Here is a 15181-nt window from a genome sequence, read left to right on the forward strand (position 1 = left end):
CCCTGACCCCCACCGTCACGCGCACCCCCACCCGCACCCCCACCCGCACGGTCACGCGCACCCCCACCAACACCCCGCAGCCCTCCTGCGACATGCTGGATTTCGGCGATCCCGACGACCCCAACATGGATCTGGATGTGGCCCTGAACGCTGTGTGGATTTTCGCCAACAACACGGGCAACTTCCCCGTCATTCTCACCGGTTCCAAAACCGAATGGCTGGAAAACTGGCATACCATCCCGGCGGATTCGCGCACCATCAACAAAAACACCCGCTACGGCTGGTATTCCGGCTCCACCAATTACTTCTGGACCCTGCCCACCGGCAGCCAGGTCAGCCTGAACAATGCCCCCATGAACTGGACGCACACCTACGCCAATACCAAAACCATCAACCCCGGCGAAAGCGGTCAGCTCATGGTCGGCTTCAACAGCAACTTTGAGCAGTCCTCTTTTTCTAAACCCAAAAAGCCTACCGATAAATTTAACTACTATCACGGCGATGACTGGCGCGTCACCGTCTATTACCGGGTGGGCGGCCTGGACTGTCAGGAGACCGTCACCGGTTATCCCGGTCCCACCTTTGACCCCGAATTGATCGGTTCCGCGGGCCGGTTTGCGGTCAATGCCCACACCCGCGGCTACAACCCCGCCAACGGGCAAATGGAGGAAAGCCGCATCACTTATACCTATTACACCGTCCTGGACGCAGCTGGCACCTTCCTGCACTACACGCGCGAAGGCGCTGCCCCCTGGTGTATCTTTGGCGACAGCGGCGGCAACTGCACCACCAAACGCATCTACGTGGACAAGTGGAGTCAGGGCGCGGTGATCCAACCCGGCACCTATTACCTGCACCTCATCGGCCGCGACAAAAGCTCCGCCGCCTACGCCACCCATATCATCTACACCCTGATCGTGCAGGAGGCCAACACCCCCACCGTCACGCGCACCTCAGCGCCCACCCGCACGCGCACCATCACCCCGCTGCCCTCCATCACGCGCACCATCACGCGCACGGGCACGGCCACCACCATCCCCACCCGCACGCGCACGCGCACCATCACCCCCATCCCCTCCATCACGCGCACGCCCACGCGCACGCGCACCCTGCCGCCCTCGGCTACCCCCACCCTGTGCCAGACCCCCATCGAAATGGGCGGCTGCCAAAACTAAGCTCATCCGAACCGCCGCCGTCCATTCGAATGGACGGCGGCTTTTTTAATGACGACCTCACCCCACCCCCCATCCCCCTTTGCCCTGCCCCCCAGGCTGCGCGGCCCAGCTGCCCTGCTGCTGGCTTTGGGCGGGCTGGGCTTGGGCTGGTGGGCGCTGCGCCTGTGGGTCAATGACCCCGTCCGGCCGGTTGAATCCAAAATCGGCGTCATCGCCGCCGCGGCCCTGCTCTCGCTGCTTTTGGGATTGGCCGGCCTGCGCCGCGCCCTGCCCGCCCTGCAAAGGCGCACCGCCTCACCGCGCTGGAGCATTTTGTGGTGGCTGACCTGCGCCTATCTGCCCGCCTGGCTGGCCTTCACCCTGCCGGAAATGCTCGTCCTTCTGCGTCAGCGCCCCGCCAGCCTGGGGCTGCTGCGCGTGGTGGGGCCGCCCGGCCTGGCCGCGGGTCAGCCGGAGGCCTTCCTGTGGCAAAGCCTGGTGCTGGGGCTGGGCTTGCTCCTGCCGCGCCTGCCCCACCTCAGGCGGCTGTCCTGGCCGGCCCGCCCTCGCCTGGAAAACCTGGCTGTGGGGCTTCTGGGCGGCATGGCCCTGTGGCTGGGCTGCACCTTCCTGCTTGGTTTGCTGTTGGCCCCCTTTCAGGGTCTGTTTACCCCCCTCTCCACGCCCCTGGCCCCCGCCCTGCGCCTGCTGCTGGCCGTCGTCGGCTGCCTGGCGGCCCCCTGGGCGCTGGAAAGCACCTTCCGCATGCCCCACTCCCCCGTGCAGGCGGCCTTCCCCCTGCGCCGCCCAACATTGAGCATCGCCCTGGTCTACGCCCTGCTGCAAGGTCGGCCGCTGCTGTTTCTGCCCGCCTTCGGCTTCAGCCTGGGCCTCTCCCTGCTGGCCCAACGCACCCAGGGCCGCGCGCCGGTCATCCTGGCACACGCCGTGTTTAACCTGCTCATGCTGGTAGTCCACCCGGAACTGCTGCTTTAATCCCCCGCGCTCAGCGCAGCCGCCGCACCGTCACCGCCCCCACCCGCAGCCAGCCCTGGCCGCTGTAGATCAGCCGCCAGCGCAGATGCTCGCCCGTCCCCACCGCCACGCGCACCGCGGGGATCTGGCCTTCCCCCAGCGCCAACCCGCCCCCCTGGCTGCCCGCCGCGGCTGCGGCCTCCCAGCGCGCCTGCGGATCCCCGCTGGCGTAGTCCGCCCCCACCTCATACAGCCCCGCGGGCACGCTCACGTCCAAAATCACCAGGGCTCCGGCCGGGCCGCGCCCCTCGCGCACCTGCCGCCCCACCCCCAGGCGGTCGCCCGTCTCTGATTCCAACTGCGCCGCAGAAAACGTAAAGGACTCGCCTGCTGCCTCAAAACGCGCAAAGGCCGGGTGGCCCCAAAACTGCTCCTGAAAATCGGCGTTCTCCGGGCGGTCGTAAAACAGCACCCGCGACTCCGCCCCTCCGTCTTCCCCCGCGCAGGTGAACACCGCCTGAGGCGGGCCAAAGCGCGCCCGCAGCAGGCCCTCATCCAGGCGCGCGGGCCAGTTGGGGTCGGTATCCACCACGGCATAGGTGAAGCGCTGGCGGTAATCGTTAAAATTGTGGATCCACGCCTGGGCCGAAAAATCCGACTGCACCGGCGCCAGCCGCGCCCCACCCTGCGAAAACAAGCGCAGCGGGCGCGCCTGCCAGTAATCCGCCAGCCCCCAGCCTTGCAGTCCGCCTTCTGCCGCGCGCGCCGCCAGGGCTGCGTCCAAACAGGCCGCTTCTGCCGGGCGCCAGCGCAAAAAGGCCCCCATCTGCCCCCAGCCGCCCAAATACGTCAACCCCGCCAGGCAGGTCACACCCGCCAAAAGGGTCATCGCGCTGCGCAGGCGCTGTTCCGGGCTGCGCTGGCGCGCGCAGGTCCCCCCCGAAAGGGGAATATGCACCGGCCAGCCCACAAAACCCCACACAAAGAACACCGGCAGCATCACCCCCGCCAGGATCTGCCGTTCCACCACGCTGCCGCTCAGCACCGGAATCAGCGCACAGGCCGCCGTAACCCCCAACAGGAAGAGGCGCGTCACCAGCTCCACCACCAGGGCTTCCGGGTGGCGTTCCAGGCGCGCCCCGCGGTTCAGCTCCTGCGCCAGCCCCGGCAGCCGCCACACCACCGCCCACATCCCCGCCAGCCACAGCGCCGCCAGCAGAATCTGTTGGCTGCCCGTGCGCAGCGCCCAACTGCCCAAACGCGCCAACCCCTGCGCATCCCAGCCCCAATAGGGGCTCAGCTCCGCCGCGCCTGCCCCCCACAGCAGCGTCTGCGCCCCCACCCCCAGCGCCGCCGCCAGGGCCGTCACCCCCGCCGCGGGCAGCCAGCGCCGCCAGCCCAACCGCCCCACCGCCGCCGTCAACCCCAGGCTCCCCACCGCCGGGGCCGCAAACACCAGCGCAAAGAGCGGGTCAGAGGCCGTCAGCGCCCCCACCAACAAGCCCAGCCCAGCCAAAGCCCAGCCTGCCCGCCGCGGACGGGCGCGCACCAGCCCCAACACCAGCGCCAGCCCCGCCCCCAGGCCCACCAGCAGGCTGAAGTGATGCCCGCTCACCAGCATGGGCGACCACAGCAAATAGCGTCCGCTGGCCAGCAGCACCAGCGCCAGCCCCACCGCCAGCGGGAACCAGTTGGGCGCGCCGTCCCCGGCCCGCGCCGCCGCCCGCCAGGCCAAAGCCAAAGCCAGGGCCTGCAGGCCGCCGTACAGCAAAGTCGCCAGGCGAAGATCGCCCAGCGACTGATTCAACAACCCCATGATGACCGCATCCGGGAACACAGACGGCGCCGGAGGGAAGCGCCACCCGCTCAAATCCGCTCCCGCCGCCCAATCCTGCACCAGGGCGGGCAGGTAGAGCGCGTCCGAATTGAACAGCAGGAACTTGGGGATGGCCCCGCTGGCCGCGCGCGCCCACACCGCCAGCACGCCCAGGCCCAGCGCCCCCCACACCAGCCCCACCAGCCAGTTCCGGCCCCCGCCGTCCGCTTTCACCGCCGCTCCCTTAGCCCTCGTCCTCTCCCTGATCCAGGGAAAGCAGCAAGCCCTCATCCTGACGCAGGTTGTGCGTGCGCACAATCAGGCTGACGATGTACCCCAGAGTCACCCCAAAAATCACCGCATAACCGGCGATCAAATACGACATGGTATTCAGCGTTTCTTCCATCTCAGGCTGTCCTTCCGCCTAACTTGAGTTTGAGCTGCTCCACCCGGTTGGCCAGCTTGCCCAGCCGGATGCGGTGCCAAAAGATATCCACAAACAGCACCGACCAGGTGATCAGGCTGAACATGAACACCTGGGTCATCTTGGGCGTCATCGAAAAGCCGCCTTCCGCCCCGGGCACATCCCCGCCGTTGCCAATCACCACCGGGTGAATGGTGCGGAAAATGCGGATGGACAGAAAGGTCATCGGCACGCTGATGAAGGCCACAATGGCGTACACCGCCCCAAAGCGCGCCCGCCGGTCAGGCTCTTCAATCCCCTGGCGCAGCATCAGGTAGGCCGCGTAGGCCAGTTCCATGATGGTAGCAGTGGTCAGGCGCGGATCCCAGGTCCACCAGGCTCCCCAAATGGGGCGCGCCCAGATGGAGCCGGTGACGATGTTGATCAGCATGAAGGCCATGCCGATCTCCACCCCGGCCAGGCCGATGATGTCCCATTTGGCGTCATGCGTGCGCAGGTAGGCCACCCCGGCCGCCAGCGCCGCCAAAAAGCCCAGCATGCCCACCCAACCCGCAGCCACGTGGAAATAAAACACCTTCTGCACGGCCCCCATCACGCGCTCTGTGGGAGCATAAAAGAACACCGCCAGGGTTGCCGCGGCCATCAACACCCCGGTCACCACATCCAAAACGCTCAACAATTTTGGCTTTGCATCCATGCGCACCTCCAAGAAGGGTGATACCATCCTGGGCCGCTCACCGCCCGTGGGAATGGCTGCTGCTATTCCTCCACCACCGCTTCAAACACCATGAAAGCGGTGGAGATAAACACCACATCGTACACAATCATCAAATTCAGCCAGGGCCAGATCTCTTCCATGGGAATGGCCTGCAAAAAGCCGCTGCTGGCCTTCACCGCCGCCACCAGCAGCGGAATCAGCACCGGAAAGAGCAGAATGGGCAGCAGAATGTCGCGCGTGCGCGCCTGCACCGCCATCGAAGCCAGCAGCGTGCCCACGCTCACATACCCCAGCGAGCCCAGCGCCACCACCGCCCACAGCCCCGGCTGCATCAGGTTCACCGTGTAGAGCACGCTGTACACCGGCATCACGATTACCGCCACGGCCAGCATGAACACCAGGTTGGAGAGCATCTTGCCAAAGTACAGCGCGGTGCGGTCCACCGGAGCCAACAGCAGCCCATCCAAACAGCCGCGGTCTTTTTCCGCCGCCATCGAACGGTTCAGCCCCAGCGTGCCCGCAAATGCGAACGTCACCCACAGCACCCCCGCCGTCACCGAACTGCGCGTGGCCGGGCTCAGTTCCAGCGCGAAGTTAAAGATGAAGACCACCAGCAGGGCAAACACCAACATGCCGGAGATCATCTCGCGGCTGCGCCATTCGGCGGCCAGGTCTTTCCACACAATGGCGCCCATCGTGCGCAGGAAAGGCTTCATGCCGCCCCCTTCTGCGCCGGGGCGCGCAGCGCCTGCCGGTAAAAGCTCAAAAGTCCCTCCGGCGGCAGCGCCTGGGCCGCGGCCGAAGCCACAATCACCCCGCGCGAAAGCACATCAAAGCGCGTGGCCAGGTCCTCGGCCCGCGCCAGATCGTGCGAAGTCATCACCACCGTCTGGCCCTGTGCAGCCACATCCCGTAAAATCGTATCCAGCATCTCGCAGGCGTCCTGATCCAACCCCGTGTGCGGCTCATCCAGCAGCAGCACATCCGGCTGGTGAATCAGCGCGCGCCCAATCGCCAGGCGCTGCTGCATCCCGCGCGAAAAGGTGCGCACCAGGTCGCGGCGGCGCTCAGCCAGTCCCACCCGCGCCAGCAGTTCGCTCACGCGGCCGTCCAGCCCATCCAGGCCGTACAGCCGTCCGTAAAAGCGCAGATTTTCCTCGGCGGTCAAATCCCCATACAGCAAGGGCAGGTGCGAAACCACCCCCAACCGCTGACGCACAGCGGCGGCCTGCTGCGGCAGTAAATAGCCGTTAATGCGCACCTCGCCCAGGGTCGGGCGTGCCAAAGAAGCCAGAATACGCAGAAAGGTAGTCTTTCCGGCCCCGTTGGGCCCCAGCAGGGCCACAAATTCACCCTGCTCCACGTGGAAATCCACCCCGCGCAGCACGGTTTTCAGCCCAAATCGTTTGACCAACCGCCGAACTTCAATCACATGCGCCCCACGATGATGTCCATGTTATTCGGCAGCCTGCAGCTTCGCCAGGCGCGCCTTCAATTCTGCCCGGCGGGTCTGATAGGCCTCTTCCGGCAATTTGCCCTCGCGGTGCAGGTCGTCCAGGGCGATGATGGCGTCCATCAGACTTTCCGCGCTGTCCACCTCCTGGCTCTCTTCCGCTGCCTCTGCCGCGGGTTGGCCGGACTTGCGCTGACGGCTCACCCACAGGACGGCCCCCGCCACGGTCAGCAAAAAGACGCCCGCGCCGATGAGGATTTGCCCCAGGCTGCTGCGGCTGATGCCCGCGCCGCTGCCCGGCCGCCCAGAAAGGTTCAATTCCAGCGCGCTGCCCGCTTCCAGCCCGCGCATATTGTAGAAGTGGAACATCTGCCCCTGCACCTGGCGCTCTCCGGCGTCTTCCAGACCCTCGCCCGAAAGACGCACCCCATCCGTGGGCAGCGCCAGAATCACCGCGCCCACCTGCACCGGCTGGGGCAGGATCAGCTTCATCTTTTTGTTGTAGGGCAGATCATAAGCAAACAACAGTTGGTGCTGCATGGGCTGCGGGAAGATGCTGGTGCGGTCGCCGAAGCCTTTTTCGGTCTTCACAAAGCGCTCACCCAGGGTGCCCTCTTCAAATTGCAGGTTCTCCGCCCCCTCGGGCAGCTCAAATTCCACCACCGGCTGCCCCTCTTCGGCCGCGGTGATCACCCGGTCGGTCAAATTGCTGATGATATACAGGGACACCACCTGCATTTTGGTGGGGTCGCTGAAATCGAAGAAAATGTGCAGCCGGTCGGCCGACAGCCCGCTGAGATCGGGCGGCGGCAGGGTGGGCTGAGGGGCAGCCAAAACCGCCTGACAACCCGAAAGAACCGCCGTCACCAAGAGAGCGGGAAGGAACAACCGGAGACGTCGGATGGAGGGCAAAAAAGGCGGCTTGATCATAGGCCAGCGCACACAGGCAGACGGATGGTTAGCTCCATTCTACCAGCGCATCCACAATCCGGCGAGCGACTTCGGCTTTTTGCTGAAGGGGCAGCGTTTCTGTGCGGCCGTCGGCAAACACCAGGGTCACGCGGTTGGTTTCAACCTCGAAGCCGGCGTCCGGGGCGGTGATGTCATTGGCGACGATGAGATCCAGGCGTTTGCGGGTGAGTTTGGATTGGGCGTTTTGCAGCAGATCCTGGCTCTCGGCGGCGAAACCCACCACCCGGAGGGGGTAGCCGCTTTGGGCACGGCGCGCGGCCACATCCGCCAGGATGTCGGCGGTGCGTTCCAGGTGAATCTGGGGGACAGTTTTCTCTTTTTTGATCTTCTCGCTGCTGGCTTCAGCAAGGCGAAAATCAGCCACGGCGGCCGCCATCACCAGAGCGTCGGCCTGGGCGGTTTCGGTCAGCACGGCGGCCTGCATCTCGGCGGCGGTTTTGACTGGTACCACGCGGCAGCCGAGGGGAGGCACCAGGGAGGTGGGGGCGGTGATGAGGGTGACGGCAGCGCCCGCATCCAGGGCCGCCCGTGCAACGGCGTAGCCCTGTTTGCCGGAGGAACGGTTGGTGATGACGCGCACCGGGTCAATGGGTTCCTGCGTGCCGCCCGCGGTGATGACGATGTGCTTCCCGGCCAAGGGGCCGGATTGGGCCAGGGCCAGGCGGGCGGTATCGAGGATTTCGGCGGGTTCAGCCATGCGGCCGACGCCCACCAGTCCAGAAGCCAGGTGACCGGCGGCAGGCCCGACGAAAACCGCGCCGCGAGCGCGCAGGGTTTCCACGTTGGCGGCGGTGGCAGGGTGGGCGTACATGCCCGCGTCCATCGCGGGGGCCAGGATCATGGGACAGTGGCTGGCCAGGGCGGTGACGGTGAGCAGATTGTCGCCGATACCGTGGGCAAGCTTGGCCAGAGTGGTGGCGCTGGCGGGAGCAATGAGCAGCAGGTCGGAAGCGCGCCCCAGGCCGATGTGAACCACATGGCCTTCGTTGCCCCACAGGTCTTGATCCACATAGGCTTTGCGCGCGGTGACCGAGGCGAAGGTGAGCGGGGAGATGAAATGGCAGGCGGATTGGGTGAGAACGACCTCCACCAGGGCACCCATTTGACGCAGACGGGAGGCGATTTCGGCGGCTTTGTAGGCGGCGATGGAGCCAGTGACGCCGAGGACGATGGTTTTATTCTGGAAGGGGGTTTCCATCATTTTGATTGAGTTCCCAGATGATGCGTAAGCCGTCGAGGGTGAGCCAGGGGGCGATGGTTTGAATGACAGAAGTATGTTTGGCGATCCGTTCAGAGTTGCCGCCGGTGGCGATGACTTTCATGTCCGGGCCCAATTCCTGACGGAAACGGGCCACCATGCCTTCGACCATGGCAACGTAGCCGTAGAGCAGGCCGGATTGGAGGGCGTGGACGGTGTTGCGGCCGATGACGGAGGGAGGCGGCAGCAGATCCACGCGAGGCAGCTTGGCGGCGCGCTGGAAGAGGGCGTCGGTGGCGATGCCAATGCCGGGGGAGATGGCGCCGCCCAGATAGCTGCCGTCGGCGGTAATGGCGTTGAAGGTGGTGGCGGTGCCAAAATCCACCACGCAGGCTGGGCCGCCAAACAGAAAATGCACCGCGACGGCATCGGCAATGCGGTCGGCGCCCACGGATTTTGGTTCCTCATAGAGGATGGTCACGCCGGTTTTAAGCTCGCTGCTGACCACCAGGGGGGACTGGTGCAGATACTGCTCACAGGCCTGCACCACGCGGCTGGTGAGCGGCGGAACCACGGAAGAAAGGCAGATGCCGTCCAGCTGGGTGGGAGCACAGCCGCCGTGCTGGAGCAAGCCCAAAATTTGCAGGCCGTATTCGTCCGGCATGCGTTCGTGATCGGTGGCCAGGCGCCAGCGCCCGCCCAATTTGGTGCCCTCGTACAGGCCCAGGGTCAGATTGGTGTTGCCGATGTCGATGGTTAAGAGCATAGAAAGGGGTCCTTTAGCCCTCCGCCCGCACCGCCTCGATAATCTCGGCTGCATAATCAAAGCGGTTAAAGGCCGGGATCAGATAAATGCCCTGTGAAAAGGCGCGCACTTGATGGATTAATTCTATCGCAATTTGCACCCCGACGGCAGCGCCGTTTTCACCGGATTCTTCCATGCGGCGCATGAGATCGGCAGGGATGTTGATGCCGGGGACTTCGTGGTGCAGGAAGGCGGCATGGCGGGCGTTGGCCAGCGGGAGAATACCTGCCAAAAGAGGCACCGGCAGCGGGCCGTATTGATCGGCATAAAACTGCAAGAACGCCTGGGCGACGCTGGGGTTAAAAATTGGCTGGGTGAGGAGGAAATCGGCACCGGCGCTGAGTTTACGGCGCAGGTTCTTGATCTCCTGTGCGGGGTCAGAGGGGTTGAGATTCAGGGCGCAGCCGACGAAAAAGCTGGTGGGTTGGCCGATTTCGGTTCCGGCGTGATCCACGCCCGCGTTAAAACCCTGTTTGATGAGCTTGATCAGGCCGGAGGGCACCAGATCATAATTGTCCATGGCTTCGGGGTAGTCTCCGATGGCGGTGGGGTCGCCCATGACCACGAACACATTGCGTGCATCCAGGGCGTGGGCGGCCAGGAGGTCACCTTGAATACGAAGCAGAGAGCGCCCGCGGGTGGGGAAATGGACAACGGTTTCCACGTTGATTTTGCGCTGGAGCAGGTTGCAGACCGCCCAGGGGCTCATGCGCATGCGCGCCATGGGGCTGTCGGCGACGTTGATCACATCTGCGCCCGCGTCAGACAGCAGGCTGGCCCCAGCGAGGAGCTTATGGGTGGAGACCCCGCGGGGGGGATCCATTTCCACGGCGATGACAAAACGGCCCGCGGCCAGTTTTTGGGCCAGTTGGGTGGGTTGGAAGGCGTCGGGAACGTTATCTTCGATCTCAGCGGCCGCGGCGGGCACAGCGGCAGACCAGGTCTTGGGGTCAGCCGTCTGGACAGCCTGAGCCATAGTCTGGATGTGTGCGGGGGTGGTTCCACAGCAGCCGCCGATGAGGTGCGCACCGGACTGCCAGAAAGCCAGGGCGTATTCATGGAAGTAATCGGCAGCAGCCGGGTACATGATGCGCCCGCCCATTTGTTCCGGCCAGCCGGCATTGGGCATGACAGAATAGGCCGCGTCGGGGACGGCCTGGCGCATGGCTTTGAGAATGCGCAGGATCTGGGACGGGCCGCCGGAACAATTGACGCCGATGACATCCGCACCGGTTTGCTGCAGGCGGGCGGCCACCTTGGCGGGGGAATCGCCCAGGAGGGTGCGGTCGTCGCGGGTGAAGGTCATGGAAGCGATGATGGGCAGGTGCGGGGCTACGTGGCGGGCAGCCTCGATGGCGGCGACGACCTCATATAAATCGGTCATGGTCTCGATGATGAGTACATCCGCGCCGGCGCCGGCCAGGGCAGCGATCTGTTCGGCGAAGGCCTGACGGGCTTCTTCCAACTGTACCCGGCCAAAGGGAGCCAGACGCACCCCCAGGGGGCCGATATCGCCGGCGATGAGAACATCTTTAAAAGAGGCCAGGATTACCCGGCGGGCCAATTCCACGGCGGCGGCGTTGATTTGGGCGGTTTGGTTTTCGAGACCGTGGCGGGCCAACTTGTAGCGGTTGGCGCTGAAGGTGTTGGTCTGGATCATCTGCGAACCCGCTTCGATATATTCTCGGTGGATTTGAGCCACCACAGCGGGTTGATCCAGGTTAAGTTTGTCAAAACAATCGTCAAAAGCCACGCCGCGCTGGTTGAGCAGGGTTCCCATGGCCCCATCACCGATGATGGGATGCGGCTGGGACCGGAGCATCTCCCAAAGCAGGGAATTGCGGCTGGGGGTGGCGGCAGGGGTTAAGTTCATGACTGGCCTCCTGCGGCGCTGCGCATGAGCTGATCCACTCGCGATTCGCCGATGTTGAAATATTTGGCGGCCGGGTGGTGGACGATGACGGCAGCGGTGGATTGTTCGGGAACCAACTGGTAGGCCGAGGTGAGGGACATGCCCAGTTCGCTTTCAGCGGGCAGCAGTTCGAACACTTTGGCATGGTCGGGCAGCTCGGGGATGGCGGGGTAGCCCCAAGAATAACGTTTGCCCTGTTCCAAGGGCAGACCCAGCTCACGCAGGATGTGGCGGTGGAGATATTCGGCGGTGGCTTCGGCGGTCTGCACGGCCAAACCGTGGGTGAAATAGGCTTCGGAATAGTCGCCCGCTTCCTGAAGGCGGTCGAAACGTTGGGAGGCCTCCAGCCCAACGGTGACCACCTGGAAGGCGACGACATCCATCTGCGGCGAGCCGAGGGGCAGGAAATAATCCGCCAGGCAAAGGAATTCGCCGTTGAGCTGGCGCGGGAATTGGAAGCGTTGAATCTCCGCCGGTGAGCCGGAAGCCACACTGCCTGGGTCAAAGATGACCAGGTCATCGCCTTCGGCCTGGGCGGGCCAATAGCCGTACACCGCCTGGGGGCGCAGCCAGCCTTCCTGCACGGCCTGCTTGCGCATGCGGTCGAGACGCTCTTCGTATTCGGCTTGCAATTTCTCCCAGGCCTGGCCGTGGGTGTTTTTGGCGCCCCAAGACAGGCGGAAAAGTTCATTCTTGGATAGATGCTGCATGACCATTTCCAGAGGCATATCGCGCACGACGCGCGGCCCCCAAATGGGCGGACGGGGGATGACAACGGCGGGGGCAATTTGGGCACGGCGAGGGGCAGCCGCGGGAACGGCAGCTTCGGCGGCGGCGCGGTTGAATTCCATATCCGATTCGCGCTGCACGGCTTCCAGGGCGGCGGTGCGCTGCTGAGGATCCGAAAGGGTGTCCATGACGGCCAGACCCTCGAAGGCGTCTTTGCAGTAGAACACCCCGGCGGCGTAGGTATCGCCGGATTCAGTGCGCAGAATGCGGCGGCCAAAGCGGCGGTTGATGGCGGCACCGCCGATGAGGACGGGGAAAGACAGGCCGCGGCGGTGCAGCTCGTTGACGATGAGGGGCATTTGCTTGCTGGTGCTGACCAGGAGAGCGCTGAGGCCGATGGCATCGGCGTTGACTTCCACCGCTTTGGAGATGATGGTATCGGCGGGAACCTGCTTACCCAGGTCAATGACGGTGTAGCCGTTGTTGGACAGGATGGTTTTGACCAGGTTTTTGCCGATGTCGTGTACATCCCCATACACGGTGGCGAGCACCAGGGTGCCTTTGCTGGTTCCGGCCTTGCGCTCCAGGTAGTTTTCCAGATGGGCGACAGCTTTTTTCATGACCTCGGCGGACTGGAGGACGAAGGGCAGAATCAGCTCGCCGGAGCCGAATTTATCGCCGACCTCTTTCATGGCAGGCAGCAGGACGGTGTTCAAAACGGTGACAGCGGTGGCGTGTTTGCTGCCCGGTTCGCGCTGGATGATGGTATCAATATCGGCTTCGATGTCCTCCTTGTGACGGTGGAGGATGCGCCAGTGCAGGCGCTGTTCGGGGGTCATGGCGCTGAGTTCGGCCTGCTGGGTGGAGGTCTGGGCGTTGGCGGGGCCGCTGCGGTTTTGGAAATGCTGCAGCAGGCGCTGGAGAGCTTCGGGATGGCGATTAAAAATGAGATCTTCAGCCAGAAGGCGTTCTTCGGCGGGAATTTCTGCGATGGGAACGATATGGGCGGGGTTGACGATAGCCATATCCAGGCCTGCCTGGACGGCGTGGTAGAGCATGACCGAATTGATGACCGCGCGAGCGGCAGGGGCCAGGCCGAAGGAAACGTTGCTGACGCCCAGAGAGGTGAGGACGCCGGGCAGCTCTTTTTTGATCTGGCGGATGCCCTCAATGGTCTCCACGGCCGAGGCGGCAAATTCGGGGTCGCCAGTCGCGAGGGTGAAGGTGAGGTCGTCGTAGACCAGATCCTGTGGGCGCAGGCCAAACTCGTTGACGGCGATGTCGTATATGCGGCGGGCGACTTGCAGCTTGCGCTCGGCGGTCTTGGCCATGCCGCTCTCGTCAATGGTGAGGGCGATGACAGCGGCGTTGTATTTCTTGGCCAGGGCCAAAATGCGGTCCATGCGGGCGCGCCCACCTTCTAGATGTGTGCTGTTGATCAGGCAGCGGCCGGGGGCGGTTTGCAAGGCCAGTTCCAGCACTTCGGGTTCGGTGGTATCAATCACCAAAGGGAGGCGCACCACGGGTGCCAGCGTTTTGATCAGACGGCGCATGAGCTCGCCTTCGTCGGGACGTTCGGTCAGGGCGGTGCAGAGATCCAGCCCGTGAGCGCCGGAGTCAATTTGCTGCTGGGCAATGGTGAGGGCGGCGTCAAAATCTTCATTGAGGATAGCTTGCTTGAAGATGCGCGAGCCCTGGGTGTTGAGCCGTTCGCCGATGAGGAAGGGGCGCGGCTCCTGCTGCATCGGCTGGGCCTGAATGGCGGAGGCCAGCCGGGGGACGGAGGGGGCGCTGACCGCGGGGGCGGGCTGGCCGCGGAGTTTCTCGACCAGCAGGCGCATGTGGTCTGGGGTGGTGCCGCAGCAGCCGCCGACCACCGAAACGCGGTATTTGCGCACGAATTCGGCCATTTCTTCGGCGAAGGGCTCCGGCAGCAGCGGATACACCGCCTGGCCGTCCACGTTGAGGGGCAGGCCGGCGTTGGGGATGCAGGAGATGGGCAGGGGCGAAAGCTCACCCAGGACGCGGATGGGTTCGCGCATGTAATCGGGACCGGTGGAGCAGTTGAGGCCGATCACATCCACAGGGAGCCCTTCCAGAATGGCCAGCACGGCGGTGATGTCGGTGCCGAGGAGCATGCGTCCGGTGGTGTCCAGCGTGACCTGAGCCTGAATGGGCAGGCGGGTTTGAGTGCGTTGGAAGGCCTGCTGCAGGCCGTCAATGGCGGCTTTGACTTCCAAAATATCCTGCGAGGTTTCGATGAGCAGCAGATCTACGCCGCCCTCGATGAGACCTTGAGCCTGCTCGGCAAAGATATCGGACAGTTCCTGGAAGGTGATGTTGGACAGTTCTGGATCGTTCATGGAGGGGAGCTTGCCGCTGGGGCCGATGGAACCGGCAACGAAGCGCGGCTGGCCGGTGGCGGCGGCAAATTCATCGGCGACCTTGCGAGCCAGGGCGGCGGCAGCGCGGTTGATTTCCAGCACGCGGCTGCCCAGGCCGTACTCGCCCAGGGTGAGGCGGTTGGCGCGGAAGGTGCAGGTTTCCAGAACATCCACACCGGCTTCCATGAAGGAGCGGTGCACCTTTTCCACCGCGGAGGGTTGGGTGATAACCAGGTAATCATTGCAGCCCAGGGTGCGCTCGCCGCCAAAATCCTCAGCGGTGAGGTTCATTTTTTGCAGGCTGGTGCCCATCGCGCCGTCAAAAACCAGAACTTTTTGTGCCAGGGCATCCAGGTAGCGCCGGTTGGTGAAATTGAGTGTTGTCATGTTCCGCTCCTCATAAAAAAAGCCTCTACGTAGGAAACGAGAGGCATCATGACATGCATATGCTTCCCTCATCTCCCAGAAGTCCGCCTCGTTGGGCTGCTTCTGCCGGAATTGGCACCTACAATCGCACGATTGTGGTTGCCGAGGTTTCACAGGGCCGATCCCTCCACCTCTCTGGATGAGTGGGCGTTGAACGCCCAGGATTAATTTCTACCCATTCTATCACATTATCGGATTTGTCAAGGTGTCAATCT

11 protein-coding genes, 1 pseudogene and 1 riboswitch are annotated in these 15181 nt (G+C 64.1%); of the genes and pseudogenes, 2 read left to right on the forward strand and 10 right to left on the reverse strand.

The features are described 5' to 3' along the window. Window positions 1-1175, forward strand: a pseudogene (locus ADN01_RS19590) (hypothetical protein); the annotation flags it as partial. 48 nt (window positions 1176-1223) lie between these two features. Then, window positions 1224-2150 carry a CPBP family glutamic-type intramembrane protease gene (locus ADN01_RS03945; RefSeq protein ID WP_075070943.1) on the forward strand — a complete coding sequence of 309 codons (927 nt, stop codon included), beginning with the start codon at window positions 1224-1226 and terminating at the stop codon, window positions 2148-2150. Between the two features lie 10 nt (window positions 2151-2160). Here the strand turns inward: ADN01_RS03945 and ADN01_RS03950 are convergent, their stop codons facing one another. The 10 genes from ADN01_RS03950 to metH form a co-directional block, all read right to left on the reverse strand. Next, window positions 2161-4179 (reverse strand): hypothetical protein, encoded by a 2019-nt coding sequence (locus tag ADN01_RS03950; RefSeq protein ID WP_075070944.1) that lies wholly within the window; start codon window positions 4177-4179, stop codon window positions 2161-2163. Window positions 4180-4189: 10 nt separating this feature from the next. After that, window positions 4190-4351, reverse strand: a complete 162-nt coding sequence (locus tag ADN01_RS19595; protein WP_160318371.1) for a hypothetical protein — start codon at window positions 4349-4351, stop codon at window positions 4190-4192. A gap of 1 nt (window position 4352) precedes the next feature. Continuing rightward, the gene (locus ADN01_RS03955) at window positions 4353-5066 is read right to left on the reverse strand and encodes a cytochrome c biogenesis protein (protein ID WP_062417321.1); all 714 of its coding nucleotides are present in this window, start codon (window positions 5064-5066) and stop codon (window positions 4353-4355) included. Between the two features lie 62 nt (window positions 5067-5128). Further along, window positions 5129-5803, reverse strand: a complete 675-nt coding sequence (locus ADN01_RS03960; RefSeq protein WP_062417320.1) for a heme exporter protein CcmB — start codon at window positions 5801-5803, stop codon at window positions 5129-5131. After that, window positions 5800-6519 (reverse strand): heme ABC exporter ATP-binding protein CcmA, encoded by a 720-nt coding sequence (gene ccmA, locus ADN01_RS03965; RefSeq protein WP_062417319.1) that lies wholly within the window; start codon window positions 6517-6519, stop codon window positions 5800-5802. The genes ADN01_RS03960 and ccmA overlap by 4 nt, the downstream gene beginning before the upstream one ends. A gap of 24 nt (window positions 6520-6543) precedes the next feature. Further along, a complete protein-coding gene (locus ADN01_RS03970) occupies window positions 6544-7470 on the reverse strand; it encodes a hypothetical protein (RefSeq protein ID WP_075070945.1) in 927 nt (308 codons plus the stop codon). Between the two features lie 28 nt (window positions 7471-7498). Beyond that, window positions 7499-8713, reverse strand: a complete 1215-nt coding sequence (gene coaBC, locus ADN01_RS03975) for a bifunctional phosphopantothenoylcysteine decarboxylase/phosphopantothenate--cysteine ligase CoaBC (RefSeq protein WP_236690962.1) — start codon at window positions 8711-8713, stop codon at window positions 7499-7501. Then, window positions 8688-9476 (reverse strand): type III pantothenate kinase, encoded by a 789-nt coding sequence (locus ADN01_RS03980; protein ID WP_062418249.1) that lies wholly within the window; start codon window positions 9474-9476, stop codon window positions 8688-8690. The genes coaBC and ADN01_RS03980 overlap by 26 nt, the downstream gene beginning before the upstream one ends. Before the next feature lie 13 nt (window positions 9477-9489). After that, window positions 9490-11388, reverse strand: coding sequence for a bifunctional homocysteine S-methyltransferase/methylenetetrahydrofolate reductase (locus ADN01_RS03985; RefSeq protein WP_062418250.1), 1899 nt, complete (start codon window positions 11386-11388; stop codon window positions 9490-9492). After that, complete coding sequence (gene metH, locus ADN01_RS03990) at window positions 11385-14927, reverse strand: methionine synthase (protein ID WP_075070946.1); 3543 nt, start codon at window positions 14925-14927, stop codon at window positions 11385-11387. Before metH ends, ADN01_RS03985 begins: the two co-directional genes overlap by 4 nt. Before the next feature lie 65 nt (window positions 14928-14992). Beyond that, a riboswitch (SAM riboswitch) is annotated at window positions 14993-15112 on the reverse strand. Between the last annotated feature and the right edge of the window lie 69 nt (window positions 15113-15181).

It is taken from the genome of Levilinea saccharolytica (assembly GCF_001306035.1).
GTDB lineage: Bacteria > Chloroflexota > Anaerolineae > Anaerolineales > Anaerolineaceae > Levilinea > Levilinea saccharolytica.